Source organism: Shewanella alkalitolerans (assembly GCF_019457575.1).
Classification (GTDB): domain Bacteria; phylum Pseudomonadota; class Gammaproteobacteria; order Enterobacterales; family Shewanellaceae; genus Shewanella; species Shewanella loihica.
Map to the genome: position 1 here is coordinate 1713016 of NZ_CP080422.1, position 16667 is coordinate 1729682.

The window sequence follows — 16667 nt, forward strand, 5'->3', positions numbered from 1 at the left end:
CATGAAAAACTTGGGAAGATGGCTCATCTTGGGGCTGGCATTTTTAACCATTCCGGCCAAGGCGGCGCTGGATATAGTGATCACCGAAGGGGTCGATGCGGCGCGTCCTATCGCCGTGGTGCCTTTTGTGTGGCAGGGGAGCACACCCATGCCGCAACAGATCTCTGACGTGGTGATGTCGGATCTGACCCGCAGCGGCACCTTTAAGCCGATGGACGAGTTGGGTCTGCCGCAGCGCAATTTAGGCTCGCTGGCGCAGATGGATTTGAAGGCCTGGTCGAATGTGGCCGCCGAGGCTGTGGTCATGGGCACGGTTAAGCCCTATGGCCCAGACCAGTACCTAGTTAATTTCGAGCTTATCGATCTGGTTAAGGCGCAGATGCAGTCTGGCGGCCCTCAATCGGCCAGTGAATACCTGCTCGATAGTCGCGAGACAGTGATCAGCAGCGCCCAGTTCAGGCAGTATGGCCACAGAATCAGCGACATCGTCTATGAGAAGCTTACCGGTATTCGCGGTGCCTTCTTGACCCGCATCGCCTACGTGGTGGTGGATCACAAGGCGAAGTCACCCTACAAGTTGATGATTGCCGACTACGATGGCTATAACGAGCAGATGCTGCTGCGCTCACCCGAGCCGCTGATGTCGCCGGCCTGGTCTCCAGATGGTCGCCGCTTGGCCTATGTGAGTTTTGAGAACAAACAGGCCGAGGTTTTTGTTCAGGATATCTATACTCAGCAAAGAACCAAGGTGACCAGCTTTCCTGGGATCAATGGTGCGCCTTCTTTCTCGCCCGATGGCAAGAAGTTAGCGCTAACCCTGTCGAAAGATGGTCAGCCTGAGATCTATGTGGCGGATATTGCCACCAAGGCGATAAAACGCGTTACCAACCATTATGCTATCGACACCGAGGCCTCTTGGACACCCGACGGTAAATCGCTGATCTTCACCTCAGAGCGTGGTGGTCGTCCGCAGATTTATCAGGTGGCATTGGCATCGGGTAAGGTTACACGCTTGACCTTCGAGGGGGAATGGAACCTGGGCGGCTCTATCTCGCCAGATGGTCGCAGCATGGTGTTTGTGAATCGCACCAACGGCAAGTTCAATATTGCCCGCATGGATCTTGAGACGCGTTTTATGCAGGTGCTGACCACCACACGTTTGGATGAGTCGCCAAGTATAGCGCCTAACGGTACTATGGTTATCTATGGCACCACCTATCAGGGCCAACAGGTGTTGGCGGCTGTCTCTATGGATGGACGATTTAAGGCAAGATTGCCAGTGGGTCAAGGGGAAGTGAAGTCTCCTGCTTGGTCACCTTTCTTATAAATTTACTACTGAGAACAAGATTAAGGATTACAAAATGGATCTGAATAAGCTGTTTAAAGCTATGGTTGTTGCCCTGCCGATTATGGCGATCAGCGCGTGTAGCTCAACCTCTGAGTCACAAACAGATGCGACAAGCTCTATGAGCGGCAGCGAAAGCAGCGAAATGAATGCCGGTGGTGGGGTTGAGACGGGCGGTGTAGCACCTATCCTGACACCAGAAGAGCAGCAACGCATTAAGTACCAGGAACTGCGTAAGGAACATATCATCTACTTCGATTTCGACCGCAGCTCGGTATCCTCTGATTTCTCAGAAGTGCTTAATGCCCATGGTGAATATCTGCTCGAGCATCCAAATGTTCGCGTGATGATTGAAGGCCATGCCGATGAGCGTGGTACGCCAGAGTACAACATCGCGCTGGGTGAGCGCCGTGCTAAGGCCGTTGCCAAGTACCTGCAAAGCATGGGTGTGCTACCGAGCCAGATGAGCATAGTGAGTTATGGTGAAGAGAAGCCACAAGATTTCTCTCGTACCGATGATGGCTTTGCTAAGAACCGTCGTGCGGTATTGGTTTACTAAGCGTTAGATAGGGTTAACTATGAAGACTGCCGTTGTTACCGCGGCAATTCTGATGAGTGTTGGCGTCGCAGTAGCGGCGCCTGCGCCCGTTGAGGATGTTGCCGGTGGTTCCTCCGAAGATAGAGTTGCGCGCCTTGAGCGTATCATAAAGGCCAAACAAGCGGCCGAGTTTGAGATGCAGCAGCGCCTTGACACCCTCCAACAGGAGGTACTTGACCTGCGCGGCCTGACTGAGCAGCAAAGCTATCAGATTAATCAGATGCTGCAGCGTCAGCGCCAGCTCTATGACGATATCGCTAACCTGAGTAAGGCTAAGTCGACACCTGTGGCCGCAACCCCTGCGGCGACCAGTTCAGAGACCTCCTCTCTGGGAGAAACCGCCAGCTATGAGCGCGCGGTTAATCTGGTGCTGAAAGAGCGTCAGTACGACGAGGCGATCCCGGCGTTTCGTGAGTTTATCGCGCAATACCCCAATTCGACCTATGCGGCGAATGCTAACTATTGGTTAGGTCAGCTACTCTATAACAAGGGTGAGCTTGCCGAGGCGGGCAAGGCCTTTAATACTGTAGTGAACCAGTTTAAAGAGTCGAATAAGCGTGGTGATAGTTTGGTTAAACTTGGCATGATCGCCCAGAAGCGTAACGATAACGCCGCCGCGAAACGTTACTACCAGCAAGTCGTTAGCGAATATGCCAATAGCGCTGCGGCGCGTATCGCCAAACAGCAGATGGTGGGGCTTTAATCTCTATTTAACCAAAAAACATACTCTTAGTCTGTTTTTCATGCAAACAAAAAAAAATGGGGAATTTGCACTTGCATGAGAAGATGAAAAAGGTATTATAGGCGCCCTCGAAGCGACGTAGTCGTTTGGGCGCTAAATCAAAGAGATTTAGTTGGAAATGGGTCGTTAGCTCAGTCGGTAGAGCAGTTGGCTTTTAACCAATTGGTCGAAGGTTCGAATCCTTCACGACCCACCACTTTTCTGACAGTGGTTAAACAGTTAGGCATCCTAAGATGGGTCGTTAGCTCAGTCGGTAGAGCAGTTGGCTTTTAACCAATTGGTCGAAGGTTCGAATCCTTCACGACCCACCACTTTTCTGACAGTGGTTAAACAGTTAGGCACCTAAGATGGGTCGTTAGCTCAGTCGGTAGAGCAGTTGGCTTTTAACCAATTGGTCGAAGGTTCGAATCCTTCACGACCCACCACTTTTCTAGCAGTGGTTAAACAGTTAGGCATCTAAGATGGGTCGTTAGCTCAGTCGGTAGAGCAGTTGGCTTTTAACCAATTGGTCGAAGGTTCGAATCCTTCACGACCCACCACTTTTCTGACAGTGGTTAAACAGTTAGGCATCCAAGATGGGTCGTTAGCTCAGTCGGTAGAGCAGTTGGCTTTTAACCAATTGGTCGAAGGTTCGAATCCTTCACGACCCACCACTTCTCTAGCAGTGGTTAAACAGTTAGGCATCCTAAGATGGGTCGTTAGCTCAGTCGGTAGAGCAGTTGGCTTTTAACCAATTGGTCGAAGGTTCGAATCCTTCACGACCCACCACTTTATCTAGGTGGTTAAATTAAGAGAAGGATTTGGAAAGTTGTTAGCTCAGTCGATGCTTTTAAAGCAAAGAGGCAGTTGGCTTTACTTTTTAACTCCACATTGGTCGAAGGTTCGAATCCTTCACGACCCACCACTTTTCTGACAGTGGTTAAACAGTTAGGCATCCTAAGATGGGTCGTTAGCTCAGTCGCTATTTTTAGAGAAAGGGCAGTTGGCTTTTAACCTCTGATACAAGGTTAAGCTTCATCAGTATCAATAATATGGGTCGTTAGCTCAGTCGGTAGAGCAGTTGGCTTTTAACCAATTGGTCGAAGGTTCGAATCCTTCACGACCCACCACTCTCTTGCCATTTAATTCCTTCACTGCATTTTCCTATTTGATATAGTTTTAACTGAGTAGATTTTAGTTCTTCGAGATTAGAATTCAGTCAATTGACTTTACTTTTTACCTCTATGTTGATTTAAGACTTGAATCCTTAGCGATCCACCACTTTTTCTGGGTGGTTAAATCATGATAGGGATTTAGAAAGTTGTTAGCTCAGTCGATGCTTTTAAAGCGAAGAGGCAGTTGGCTTTACTTTTTAACTCCACATTGGTCGAAGGTTCGAATCCTTCACGACCCACCACTTTCTTGCCATTTAATTCCTTCACTGCATTTTCCTATTTGATATAGTTTTAACTGAGCAGAATCTAGTTCTTCGAGATTAGAATTCAGCCAGCTGACTTTATTTTTTACCTCTATTTGGGGTTAAGGCTTGAATCCTTAGCGATCCATCACTTTTTCTGGGTGGTTAAATCATGATAGGGATTTAGAAAGTTGTTAGGTCAGTCGATGCTTTTAAAGCAGAGAGGCAGTTGGCTTTACTTTTTAACTCCACATTGGTCGAAGGTTCGAATCCGTCACGACCCACCACTCCCTTGATATTTAATTCCTTCACTACCTAGTATTCCTCTTGCTATTCAATCTGAAGTGGTTCAATTAATAAGTTATTCAATTCCTAAGCTATTTAAATATTGATCTTTTCTCTCTCATTTCTAATTTTATATGTTTCTGATCTGGTGCTAAGTCGCTATGCATTAGCCGCCTGATTTTGCCTCATAATTTAGATTTAGGTTTGTTGATTAGATTGCATTTGCCAAACCTAGACTAATTCACTAGCTATTTCTCGCATATTAGCCATGGCTTTTAGACCTTGGTCTTATAGACGTTTTGCTAATGTTACTTGTTTGTTAACTCCGTCATATTCGTTGCGATAATAATGAAAAAGGGAGAGGACAGATGAAAAACGCAAAAGTGTCTTTGCTGGCTGCGTCGACCTTACTGGCGCTAGGTTCCAGTGCCGCTATGGCCGAGACAGAGTTCAAGTTTGGTGGCTATGTAAAGGCCGATGTCATGTTCAGTGACTACAGCAATGGTGCACCGGACTCAGGCAATCTTTCTCGCCAGTTTTATGTTCCAGGTACCATTTATGGTACGCCGGGCAATGGCAAACAAGTCGTAGATTTCCAAGCGAGAGAGTCTCGCTTTAATTTTAAGACGACGACAGATCTCGACGGTCACAAGCTGACTGGTTTTATCGAGTTGGACTTCATGACCCATACAGACGGCAACGAGAGGGTATCGAACAGCTACTCTCCTCGTATTCGTCATGCATTCGTGAGTTACGACAACTGGACCGTGGGTCAGACCTGGAGTACCTTCATGAATCCAGGCTCTTTGCCTGAGAACCTCGATTTTGTAGGGGCGGCCGACGGTACGCCTTTCGTGCGCCAAACGCAGGTCAGATACACCAATGGCGGCTTCCAGTTTGCCTTGGAAAATCCTGAAACTACGATAACTCCTAATGGCGGTGGTTCACGTATCACCAGCGGTAGCGGCATAGTGCCAGATTTCGTGGCGCGTTATAACTTCAAGACCCAAGGCGGTGCAAAGTTCACGCTGGCAGGTATTGCGCGTCAACTTAATCTTGAGAAGAACGGTATAGACTCTCAGACCATGGGCTATGGCGTGAACTTTACCGGGGTGATCCCTGTCGGTGATGATGATCTTACACTATCGGCGACTGCCGGTGATGGCTTAGGGCGTTACATGGCGCTTAACTATGCCAATGCCGGTGTGTTAGACGCCGATGGCGACATCAAGACCATCAGTTCTTACGGCGGCTTTGCCTCTTATCGCCATTGGTGGAACGATAAATGGCGTTCAAGCTTTACCCTGTCAGGTTTTAAGGCGGATAACGATGTGGCCTTGACCGGTGGTGCGGTGAACGAAGAGTCTTACTCTGGCTACATTAACCTGCTCTATTCGCCAGTCAAGCCTATGACGGTTGGGGTGGAATATATGTATGCTGAGAACACCAAACAAAATGGGGACAAGGGCGAGTTGAATCGCGTGATGTTCTCGGTGAAATATGTGCTCTAGGGCGCGAACTGAACATAAAAAAGGAGGCTTAGCCTCCTTTTTCTTTGCCTTAATTACAGCAAATTGTTGTCGCGAACATATTGTTCAAATTCGGTGCAGCCACCGATATGCTCTTGATCGATGAAGATCTGTGGCACGGTTTCAACTGGCTTGCCTACCGTCTTTTCCAGATCGGCCTTAGTGATACCCTCTGCATGAATATCGACATACTTGAATTTGAAATCATCACGAGATTCAACCAATTGCTCTGACAGTTGAACGGCTCTAACGCAGTATGGGCAGCCTGGACGGCCGAAAATTACAACAAACATATTCGCTCCAGAAGTAAATGTTGGTGACTTTATACCATAGGCCGGCTGGGTTTGCATATGACAGATCATACAAACTTATGCTGGCTATCGAATCGGCCCCGATAGTCGAAGAAACGCTCGACAAGTTCCCAGCTGCGTTTGCCCTTCTTGAGGAGCAGCAGATCCGGCATACGAAAATGGCCCCGCGCGGCGATCACCTGGTCGACCTTGCTAAAGGTGGGTTGTTTCTGGCCTGGTGTACGTGTGTGTTGATGCACAAAGACGCCATAGAAGGCGCGGATCTGCGCCTTGGTGGCAAAATTGAAGTAACAGCAGAAATCGTTGCCCTCAATATCCAGGTAACGCACCCTGAGCCTGTCGTTGTCGGCCTCAAACAGCATCTCCTGGCAGCGGAAAAGGTGATGATGTTTCTGTTGTAGCACCTCTTTAAGACGCTTGTCCGGGTCTATAAGCGTTGACTGACAATGCTGGCACACCTTGGCGGCAATATCATTCTCTTCGCCGCAATTTGGGCAGGCCTTGGAGCGAAATCGAAAGTTGCATTGGTGCTTACCGTCGATATTATCGACCACGGCCTGACAGCGTCGTCCGAAGTGCTCGATAATATCGCCATCACCGTCTACCAGCCCCCAGAAAATGTTGGCAAAGCCACACTCGGGGCAGGGGACCTGCACCGGCACGCTCTTGCTGTCGGGTTTGGGACGGCCAACTTCGGGAAAGAAGAGGTCAAAGCCGTTGGCGGCGTAGTCGATCACTAAGCAATCCCGCTTGCCTTCGCAGATCCTCAAGCCCCGGCCGACCATCTGCTGGAACAGACTCACTGAAGCCGTGGGCCTCAAGATGGCGATAAGATCCACATGGGGGGCGTCGAAGCCTGTGGTGAGAACGGCAACATTGACCAGGTAGCTGAGCTCGCGACGTTTGAAGGCATCGATAATGGCATCGCGCTCCTGGCTAGGTGTGTCTGCGGTGATTAGCCCCGCCTTGGGGCTGTCCAGCAGCGACATGATCTCTTTGGCATGACGCACGGTCGCCGCGAAGATGATAGTGCCGGCGCGGGTGTTGGTGAGCTGTTTTATCTGCTCCACTATCGCCTTGGTGGCGCGGCCCGCGTGATGCAGCAGGGAGTCGACTTCGGCCTCATTGTATTCGCCACTTGCATTGGGTGAGAGCTCGCTGAAATCATATTGGGCCGACAGGCCATCAAGTACCTTGGGTGGCGTGAGAAACCCCTGTTTAATGAGCGGGCGCATCGGCAACTCGAAGATACAGTGCTCGAACACCGGCTGCTCGGTATTACCAATCTTGCCATGGTAGTGATAGCGATAGATCCAACCGCAGCCCAATCGATAGGGGGTTGCCGTCAGGCCCAGCAGCCTGAGTTTCGGATTCTGGGTTCTTAGATGACTAAGCAGCTGCTGATACTGGCTCTCTTTCTCATTGGAGACCCGGTGACACTCATCGATGATCACCAGCGAATAGGGCTCATCAAACTGCTTGGGGTTACGCACCGCCGATTGAATGCTGGCCACCACCGTCTTGTTGCGGGTCGATTTCTGTTTCAGCCCTGCGGAAAAGATACTGGCCTCATCGGTTAGTAATCCAACCTTCTCGGCGTTTTGCGCCACCAGCTCCTTGACGTGGGTAAGCACCAAGGTGCGCCCCTTGGCGATGCGGGCAAGCTCTGCGATGACGATACTCTTGCCGGCCCCGGTCGGGAGCACGAGTAGGGCGGAGTCATCGCTGCGCTTAAAGTGGTTGATGGCCGCATCGACGGCTTGGCGTTGATAATCTCTGAGTTGCAAGGCAATTGATGGTCTGTGATTGGGGCAGTCAGGATAGCAGCGCAGCTTGGTAGCGGCTAGGGGAGATATAAAAAAAGCCCCTCGAAGAGGGGCTAGAAGAGAGAATCTAATTCAGCAAAAAGGTTATTCGCTGCGGTTGAGACGCGTCTCGATCAGGGTGTCGATCACCGCTGGATCGGCGAGGGTCGACGCATCACCTAAGTTAGTCACTTCGTTGGCGGCGATCTTACGCAGGAAACGGCGCATGATCTTACCCGAGCGTGTCTTAGGCAGACCGCCGGCCCACTGGATCAGATCCGGCGTCGCCAGGGCGCCAATCTCTTTTCTGACCCATTGACGCAGCTCCTGACGCAGCTCTTCGCTCTCCTGAGTGCCCTTGGTCAGGGTGACATAGGCATAGATGCCTTGGCCCTTGATGTCGTGAGGGTAGCCCACCACGGCGGCCTCGGCGACATGCTCGTGAGCCACCAGGGCGCTCTCGACCTCTGCGGTACCCAGGCGGTGGCCCGATACATTGATCACGTCATCGACACGGCCAGTGATCCAGTAGTAGCCATCTTCATCGCGGCGAGCACCGTCTCCGGTAAAGTACATGCCACGGAAGGTCTTGAAGTAGGTCAGCGCAAATCTGTCATGGTCGCCATATACGGTGCGCATCTGTCCTGGCCAGGAGTCGAGGATCACCAGGTTACCCTCGGCGGCGCCATCTATGATGTTACCCATGTTGTCCACCAGGGCTGGCTGCACGCCGAAGAAGGGGCGAGTGGCCGAGCCTGGCTTAGTATCTGTGGCGCCCGGCAGTGGCGAGATCAGGATGCCACCGGTTTCGGTTTGCCACCAGGTATCGACGATAGGGCAGTTCTCATGGCCGATCACCTCGTGGTACCAGCGCCAGGCCTCTGGGTTAATAGGTTCACCCACAGAACCCATGATGCGCAGCGAGCTGCCATCAAAGCCATCGAACTGCTCCTTGCCTTCGGCCATCAGGGCACGGATCAGCGTCGGCGCCGTGTAGAGGATGTTGACCTTATGACGGTCGATCATCTCACCCAGACGGGCTGGCGTTGGGTAGTTAGGGATACCTTCGTGGATCAATATGGTCGCGCCGTTAGCCAGCGGGCCATAGACCATGTAGGAGTGGCCGGTGATCCAACCCACATCGGCGGTACACCAGTAGATCTCACCCTCTTTATAATCAAACACATATTCGTGAGTCATCGAGGCATAGACCAGGTAGCCACCCGTGGTGTGCAGCACACCCTTAGGGTTACCGGTAGAGCCAGAGGTATAGAGCAGGAAGAGGGGATCTTCGGCGCCCATCTCTTCGGCCACGCAATGCTCTGAGGCGGTCTCCATCAGCGACGCCCACTTGATGTCGCGTCCCTCAACCCAATTGACTGGGTTGCCGGTACGCTCAAGCACAATCACCTTCTCGACACAGGTGACGTCTGGGTGAGACAGGGCCTCATCTATGTTGGCTTTCAGCGGGATTGTACGGCCACCGCGCACGCCTTCGTCGGCGGTGATCACGACTTTGGACTTGCCATCGATCACCCGTGAAGCGATAGAGTCAGGCGAGAAGCCGCCGAACACCACAGAGTGGATGGCGCCGATGCGGGCACAGGCCAGCATGACCACGGCAGCCTCGGGCACCATTGGCATGTATACGGTGACCACGTCACCACGACGCACGCCTTGGCTGCGTAGGGCATTGGCAAACTTACACACCTCTTTATGGAGTTCACCATAGGTGAGGGTGCGTTGATCGGCCGCGTCATCACCTTCCCAGATGATGGCCAGCTTGTCGGCGTTGTCGGCCAGGTGTCTATCGAGACAGTTGACCGAGGCGTTTAGGGTGCCGTCATAGAACCAGTTGATCGACAGGTTGTGATCGTCGAAGGAGGTTTTCTTGACCTTAGTAAAAGGCTTCATCCAATCGATGCGCTGGCCATGCTCTCTCCAGAAACCTTCGGGGTTAACCACAGATTCCTGATACATCTTCTTATATTTCTCGTCATTAATATGGGCATTCGCCGCGATTTCGCTTGGAACTTTGTAGAGAGACTGGGTGCTCATCTGACTTCCTTTTATTTCTAATTGTGCGTAGATAAAGTATGGAATGCTTAGGCTATTTACCTCTATTAGACCTTGGTCTAGTAAAAAAATATCCTTTATTTTTAGTCTGTTGTGATTATATTTGCACGAGATTTAAGCTAGTATTTAGCGCAGAATAATTAAAAGAATTGGAATTGCTATGAATCTGACTCTGGTTGTCGGCGTGATCGCCCTGTTATACGTGTCGCTACTCTTCCTGTTGGCCTGGGGAGCGGAGCGCTGGTTTGGGCGGATCACCAAGAAGATACAGACATGGATTTATGGTTTAAGTTTAGCGGTTTACTGTTCTTCTTGGAGCTTTCTCGGCACAGTTGGTCAGTCGGCGCAAGATCTCTGGTCCTTCCTGCCTATCTTCGTCGGACCCATACTCATCTTTACCTTCGGCTTCGGTCTGCTGCGCAAGATGGTGATCGTCTCCAAGGCGCAAAACATCACCTCTGTGGCCGACTTTATCGCCGCCCGTTACGGCAAGTCACAGACCATAGCCGCCATCGTTACCCTGATCGCCCTGTTTGGCATCATGCCCTATATCGCTTTGCAGCTTAAGGCCATGGTGTTCAGCCTCAACCTGTTTCAGCCCGAAGACGCCCAATACGATGGCGCCTGGGTCTCGCTGATTGTCACCGGCATCCTGGCGATGTTTGCCATCTTATTTGGTACCCGTAAGCTCGATGCCACAGAGCATAACCCAGGTATGATGCTGGCGATCGCCTTCGAGTCATTGGTGAAACTGGCGGCCTTCCTCTTGGTGGGCTGCGTGATCAGCTTTGGCTTCTTCGATGGCTTCGGCGATATCTGGGCCCAGGCCACAGAGCGTCAGCTGATCAATAATCCCGAGCTGCGGCTGGAAAATCTGATGCCTCAGCTGTTGGTGGGCATGGCGGCGTTTCTCTGCATGCCGCGCCAGTTTCACGTGATGATGGTGGAGTGCAAGGATGAGCGAACCTTAGTTAAGGCCAAGTACCTGTTTCCCCTCTATTTGATCCTGTTTGGCATGTTTGTGGCGCCGCTCGCCCTGGCGGGTAAGCTGATGCTAGGGGATAGCGTGTCGGCCGATACCTATGTGATTAATCTTCCGTTGGCGCTGGATCAGCCCATGCTGGCGGTTGTCGCCCTGCTTGGAACGCTGTCGGCGGCCACCGGCATGGTGATCGTTGCCGTGGTGACCATCAGCGTCATGGTGAGTAACGAGTGGCTGGTGCCTCTGATGTTGCACTCGGGCAAGATCCGTCAGAAGAACTTCAGCCAGTTTTCGCAGTTCCTGCTCAATGCCCGTCGCATCGCCATAGTCCTTATCTTGGGGTTGGGTTATTTCAGTTACCTCTCCTTCATGAACAGCGATTCGCTCTCGGCGCTGGGCATGCTCTCCTTCGGCGCCTTTGCCCAGCTCGCGCCTGCGCTGATTGGTGGTATGTACTGGAAGCACGGCAATCGCGGCGGGGTTTATCTGGGGCTTATCGTCGGCTTCGGCCTCTGGTGTTACATACTGGTGCAGGGGATGAGCGACAGTGAGGGAGTATTCGGCGGCGAGCTGGCACTGCTTGACAGTATCAACCCCAACATTCGTGACATTCTCACCGCGTTGCTGGCAAACCTTGCCTGTTATGTGCTGGGCTCTATCTGGTTTCGCGCCGGGGTTGCCGAGCGCATCCAGGCCAGCGCCTTCGTGACCCCGGGCGAGCTGAAAAACACCAGTAGCCGCAAGGCATCGCCCATCTCTCAGCAGGATCTCTTGATCCTGGCCAGCCGCTTCGTCAGTCCCACCCGGGCCTACGAGAGTTTCTCCCGCTTCTCCGATGAGGCGGTGCGCAGCGACAGCTGGCACAAGGTGGCCTCGCCGGAATTGATCGCCCACACCGAACATATGTTGGCCGGCGTCCTGGGGGGCTCCAGCGCCTCCTTGGTGATGGACTCTGTGCTGCAGGGGCGTGACCTCGCTCTGGATGAGGTGTTCAGCCTGGTTGATGAGGCCTCATCAAAGATCATCCTCAGCCAGGATATGCTCAGGGGCGCCATAGAGCACGCCTATGAGGGGATGAGCGTGGTGGACAAGGAACTGAATCTGGTGGCCTGGAACTACAAGTATGTGGAGCTCTACGATTACCCGGAAGATTTCCTGCAGGCGGGCATGCCCATCGCCGATGTGGTGCGTTTCAATGCCGAGCGCGGCTACTGCGGCCCCGGGGATGTGGAGGAGCAGGTGGCCAAGCGGGTGCAGCATATGCGTAACGGCACCCCACATGTGTCAGAGCGTGAGCGTCAGGATGGCAAGGTGATCAAGATCCAGGGTAATCCTATGCCCAGTGGTGGTTTTGTGATGACCTTTACTGATATTACTCAGTACCGCGAGCAGGCCAGAGCACTGCAGGAGGTCAATGAAACCCTGGAAGCCAGAGTGAAGGAGCGTACCTATGAGTTGGCGCTGCTCAACAGCCAGCTACTTGAGGCCAAGGCCCAGGAGGAGATAGCCAACGCCTCCAAGAGCCGTTTCCTGGCCGCCGTCGGCCACGACCTGATGCAGCCACTTAATGCCGCCCGTCTGTTTACGGCGTCCCTGGCACAATATCCGAATCTGGATCAGGAGGGGCGCACTACGCTCTCCCACGTCAATAGCTCACTCAAGATCGCCGGCGAGCTGCTGACGGATCTACTGGATATCTCTAAGCTGGATTCCGGAATGGTAGAGGTTAATCGCCGCGACTTCTCGGTGGCTGAGCTACTGGAAGGCTTAGCGGTGGAGTTCGATGCCATGGCCAAGGATTACGGCATCAAGTTTTCCATGGTGGCCAGCTCAAGTATTATCAGTTCAGATCTCAGCCTGCTCAGGCGGGTGCTGCAGAACTTTCTCACCAACGCCTATCGGTATGCCAAGGGCAACCGGGTACTGCTGGGTTGTCGTCACCGCGCCGGGGCGCTGGAGATCCAGGTGATCGATACAGGTTGCGGCATCGACGAGCAAGAGCTCGGTGAGATCTTCAAGGAGTTCAAGCGCCTTGAAAACCCTGAGAGTAAGAGCGTTAGCGGTTTAGGCTTAGGGCTAGCCATTGCCGATCGCATCGCCCGTGTGCTGGGCCATGACATTAAGGTGGTCTCCAAGCTAGGGTTGGGCTCCATGTTTTCCATCACAGTGCCGCTTGGGGAGAAGGCTAAGGTAGCCCTGCCTAAGAAGGCCAATCCTGTTATGCAACCGCTGGCTGGGGTGAAGGTACTCTGTATCGATAACGAAGAGGCGATCCTGGCTGGACTCGAGAGCCTGCTCAGCCGCTGGCAGTGTGAGGTGATCTGCGCCAGCGATCTGGCCGATGCCCGCATCAAGCTCGGGCTCAAGGGGGTGGCACCCGATATCGTGCTGGCTGACTACCATCTGGATCATGGCCAAAATGGCGTCGATGCCATGGACGGGATCCGTGCCCTCTATGGCGCTCATCTGCCGGGGATCTTGATCACCGCCAATACCCGTAAAGACTTGGTGGAAGATGTGCAGCAGCGCGGCTATCACTACATGGCCAAGATGGTTAAACCCGCGGCGCTGCGAGCGCTGATATCCAGTTTAGTAAAGTAAGAATTCTCTATATCAAAAGTAAAGGAGTGAAGATTGCGCTTGGTTAAATATCTAGAGCAACAGGTGACGCCGAGTAAGATAGTCTGCGTCGGGCGAAACTATGTCGAGCACATCAAGGAGCTTAACAACGAGATGCCCGAAGAGATGGTGCTGTTTGTTAAGCCTAACTCGGCAATATCCGAGACGTTACTCAGCACAGATCAAGAGCCGCTACACTATGAGGCCGAGCTCTGTTTCCTTGTGAAGGAGGGCCGCTTTGAGGCTGTGGGCGTCGGCTTAGATCTCACCAAACGTCAGCTACAGAGCCGTCTCAAGGCCAAGGGGCTACCCTGGGAGCGGGCCAAGTCTTTCGATGGCGCCGCGCTGTTTAGCGAGTTTGTGCCTTTTGATGGCGATCTCGACTCGCTCTCGTTTCGCCTGATCGTCGACGGTGAACTGCGCCAGCAGGGGGATGTCGCATTGATGCTTAATCGACCCGAGGCCATGTTAGCCGAGATAGCCAGTTTCATGACTCTCGAAGATGGCGATATCCTGATGACAGGCACACCCAAGGGCGTGGGGCAGATAGTTAAGGGTGAGCACTTTACCCTGGAGCTCTATCAAGGGGAAAAGCAGCTTGTCAGCCAAAGCTGGGTGGCACAGTAAAGTGCAAATGCCCTAGTGCCAGCTTCTGGAACACTCGAATGCACGCCAGCTTGGGAAGGTATGAGGACAAGTAACAACAGGTTTTAAGATGAAAAATTATTTTGATAGCCCTTTTGCCGGCCAATCGCTAAAGGAGCAGGTCACTAATCCCAATATTATCGTGGGCGAGCATAGCTACTATTCGGGCTATTATCATCAACACAGCTTCGATGACTGCGCCCGCTACTTGGCGCCCGATAGGGACGATGTCGACCGACTTATCATAGGCAACTACTGTTCCATTGGCTCTGGCGCCGTGTTTATGATGGCGGGTAATCAGGGCCATAGAACAGACTGGGTCAGTAGCTTTCCCTTTTTCTATCAACAGGGTGATAGCTTCTCGGGCGCCCAGGATGGGTTTGTCCGCGCCGGTGATACCCTGATAGGCAACGATGTCTGGATAGGATCTGAAGCGATGATCATGCCTGGAGTCACGGTGGGGGATGGCGCCGTTATTGCGAGTCGCGCCGTGGTGACCAAAGATGTGCCAGCCTACGCCATAGTAGGCGCCAACCCAGCGAAATTGATCCGCTATCGTTTTTCGGATGGAGAGATAGCCATGTTAATGGAGATGCAATGGTGGCACTGGAGTGATGACAAGGTGAGAGCGGCGATGCATCTGCTCTGTAGCAAGGATATTGCCGGCCTTTACGCCTATTGGCAGCAGGCCCGTTAACGTCTGCAGCGCGCCGCAGTCAGCGGCGCGTATCTGATTTTATATTTACCCTTAAATTCATATAAATAATCATTTTTACTCTCTAGCTGTAACGCCCATTTCTTACTCCCTGCTTTCTTACGCCCTGTTTTCTTACTCTCTGTTTTCTTACTCTCTGTTTTCTTAGCTTGGTTTTTTACGTGCGCGCACCTCTTGAACTAGTTGACCTGACATTGCACCCAGGTATACTCGAATATCAAACGTGTTGTAAAAAATATAAAACAAAGCCGCATCATGGCGGCGCAACCTAACGATTAAGGAAAGTCGGATGTCACTCGCTCGCTGTAACTCTTATTACAATGCCACCATCAAGCAGGAGACCCATTACCCAAGCCTAGAAGGGGAGCTGGATGTCGATGTGGTGATCATAGGCGCAGGTTTTACCGGTGTGGCGACCGCCCTGGAACTTGCCGAGCGAGGCGTCAAGGTGGCCGTCGTCGAGGCAAATAAGGTGGGCTGGGGGGCAACCGGTCGTAACGGCGGTCAGGTGACCGGCAGTCTATCTGGCGATAACGCCATGGTGAAACAGCTGCGTAATAGTATCGGCCATGAGGCGGAGGAGTTTGTCTGGAACCTGCGCTGGCGCGGCCATGAGATCATCAAAAAGCGGGTAGAAAAATATCAGATAGATTGTGACCTTAAATTCGGTCATCTGCACACTGCCTATAAGCCGGCCCATATGGCCGAGATGCAGACTACCTATGATGAGGGGCTGAGGCGGGGCATGGGCGATGAGCTGACCTTGCTGAGCAAGGCCGATATCCCCGACTATCTGGACACGCCGCTGTATTACGGTGGCTTATTGAATCGCCGCAACATGCATCTGCACTCGGTCAATCTCTGTATCGGTGAGGCGCGGGCCGCCGAGGCCAACGGCGCCTTGATCTTCGAGGGCTCACAGGTTTTGGACATTTCTGATGATAAGCGGGTTACTGTGACAACCGATAAGGGGCGGATCACCGCCAACTGCGCCGTGCTGGCGGGCAATGCCTATCATAGGTTGGCGCGTCATAAGTTAAGGGGCATGCTGTTTCCCGCATCTTTGGGCAACTGCGCCACGGTGAGACTCGACCCACAACTGGCCAAGCAGCTCAACCCCTATGATTTAGCCGTATATGATAGTCGTTTCGTGCTCGACTATTACCGCATGACCGCCGATAACCGCTTGATGTTTGGCGGTGGCACCAACTATTCGGGGCGTGATTCTAAGGATGTGGCCGCCGAGCTGCGCCCGGCGATAGAGCGCACCTTCCCTAGGCTCAAGGGGGTGGAGATAGAGTTCGATTGGACCGGCATGGCGGGCATAGTGGTTAACCGTATCCCCCAGCTTGGTAAGGTATCCGAGCATCTGTTTTATTGTCAGGGCTACTCGGGTCATGGGGTGGCCACCTCGCACATCATGGGCGAGATCATGAGTCAGGCGGTGCAGGGCCAACTGGAGGAGTTCGACCTCTTCGCCCAGATGAAACAGATAAGATTGCCGGTGGGTGATTGGCTCGGTAATCAGGGGATGGCGCTGGGCATGCTCTATTACCGCATGATGGAACATTTTAGGTAGCGAATGACTGGGCGAATCTCAGGTGTAAAGGCTTGTAAAC

General features: G+C 52.6%; 12 protein-coding genes and 7 tRNA genes. 15 read left to right on the forward strand and 4 right to left on the reverse strand.

The genetic code is table 11. From position 1 onward, the window contains the following. The first annotated feature begins 1 nt into the window (after position 1). The 10 genes from tolB to K0J45_RS07770 all read left to right on the forward strand — a co-directional run bounded on the left by tolB (position 2) and on the right by K0J45_RS07770 (position 3794). Positions 2-1327, forward strand: a complete 1326-nt coding sequence (gene tolB, locus K0J45_RS07725; protein WP_220044873.1) for a Tol-Pal system beta propeller repeat protein TolB — start codon at positions 2-4, stop codon at positions 1325-1327. A 34-nt stretch (positions 1328-1361) separates the two neighbouring features. Then, a complete protein-coding gene (gene pal / locus K0J45_RS07730; RefSeq protein ID WP_011865327.1) occupies positions 1362-1904 on the forward strand; it encodes a peptidoglycan-associated lipoprotein Pal in 543 nt (180 codons plus the stop codon). A 19-nt stretch (positions 1905-1923) separates the two neighbouring features. Beyond that, complete coding sequence (gene ybgF, locus K0J45_RS07735; protein WP_220044874.1) at positions 1924-2646, forward strand: tol-pal system protein YbgF; 723 nt, start codon at positions 1924-1926, stop codon at positions 2644-2646. A gap of 159 nt (positions 2647-2805) precedes the next feature. After that, positions 2806-2881 (forward strand) — tRNA-Lys (locus K0J45_RS07740). A 39-nt stretch (positions 2882-2920) separates the two neighbouring features. Then, positions 2921-2996: transfer RNA gene (locus K0J45_RS07745), tRNA-Lys, on the forward strand. Positions 2997-3034: 38 nt separating this feature from the next. Then, positions 3035-3110, forward strand: a tRNA-Lys gene (locus tag K0J45_RS07750). A gap of 38 nt (positions 3111-3148) precedes the next feature. After that, positions 3149-3224, forward strand: a tRNA-Lys gene (locus K0J45_RS07755). A 38-nt stretch (positions 3225-3262) separates the two neighbouring features. After that, positions 3263-3338: transfer RNA gene (locus K0J45_RS07760), tRNA-Lys, on the forward strand. Between the two features lie 39 nt (positions 3339-3377). Beyond that, positions 3378-3453: transfer RNA gene (locus tag K0J45_RS07765), tRNA-Lys, on the forward strand. Between the two features lie 265 nt (positions 3454-3718). Further along, positions 3719-3794: transfer RNA gene (locus K0J45_RS07770), tRNA-Lys, on the forward strand. A gap of 183 nt (positions 3795-3977) precedes the next feature. Here K0J45_RS07770 and K0J45_RS19760 read toward each other — a convergent pair. Continuing rightward, positions 3978-4106 carry a hypothetical protein gene (locus tag K0J45_RS19760; protein ID WP_258406605.1) on the reverse strand — a complete coding sequence of 43 codons (129 nt, stop codon included), beginning with the start codon at positions 4104-4106 and terminating at the stop codon, positions 3978-3980. Between the two features lie 628 nt (positions 4107-4734). Between K0J45_RS19760 and K0J45_RS07775 the strand changes: the two genes are divergently transcribed. Further along, positions 4735-5877, forward strand: coding sequence for a DcaP family trimeric outer membrane transporter (locus K0J45_RS07775; protein ID WP_220044875.1), 1143 nt, complete (start codon positions 4735-4737; stop codon positions 5875-5877). A gap of 53 nt (positions 5878-5930) precedes the next feature. Here the strand turns inward: K0J45_RS07775 and K0J45_RS07780 are convergent, their stop codons facing one another. The 3 genes from K0J45_RS07780 to acs all read right to left on the reverse strand — a co-directional run bounded on the left by K0J45_RS07780 (position 5931) and on the right by acs (position 10069). Next, a complete protein-coding gene (locus K0J45_RS07780) occupies positions 5931-6188 on the reverse strand; it encodes a GrxA family glutaredoxin (RefSeq protein WP_011865330.1) in 258 nt (85 codons plus the stop codon). 65 nt (positions 6189-6253) lie between these two features. Continuing rightward, positions 6254-7999, reverse strand: a complete 1746-nt coding sequence (radD, locus tag K0J45_RS07785; RefSeq protein ID WP_491572540.1) for a DNA repair helicase RadD — start codon at positions 7997-7999, stop codon at positions 6254-6256. A 117-nt stretch (positions 8000-8116) separates the two neighbouring features. Then, entirely contained in the window at positions 8117-10069 is a 1953-nt protein-coding gene (gene acs / locus K0J45_RS07790; RefSeq protein WP_220044877.1) for an acetate--CoA ligase, read from the reverse strand. A gap of 178 nt (positions 10070-10247) precedes the next feature. Here acs and K0J45_RS07795 point away from each other — a divergent pair, with 178 nt between their 5' ends. From K0J45_RS07795 to K0J45_RS07810, 4 genes are all read left to right on the forward strand, one after another. Then, complete coding sequence (locus K0J45_RS07795) at positions 10248-13670, forward strand: hybrid sensor histidine kinase/response regulator (protein ID WP_220044878.1); 3423 nt, start codon at positions 10248-10250, stop codon at positions 13668-13670. Between the two features lie 33 nt (positions 13671-13703). After that, complete coding sequence (locus K0J45_RS07800; protein WP_220044879.1) at positions 13704-14315, forward strand: fumarylacetoacetate hydrolase family protein; 612 nt, start codon at positions 13704-13706, stop codon at positions 14313-14315. A gap of 88 nt (positions 14316-14403) precedes the next feature. Continuing rightward, positions 14404-15030, forward strand: coding sequence for a type B chloramphenicol O-acetyltransferase (gene catB / locus K0J45_RS07805; RefSeq protein WP_220044880.1), 627 nt, complete (start codon positions 14404-14406; stop codon positions 15028-15030). Positions 15031-15337: 307 nt separating this feature from the next. Then, the gene (locus K0J45_RS07810; RefSeq protein ID WP_220044881.1) at positions 15338-16627 is read left to right on the forward strand and encodes an NAD(P)/FAD-dependent oxidoreductase; all 1290 of its coding nucleotides are present in this window, start codon (positions 15338-15340) and stop codon (positions 16625-16627) included. The last annotated feature ends 40 nt before the right edge of the window (positions 16628-16667 follow it).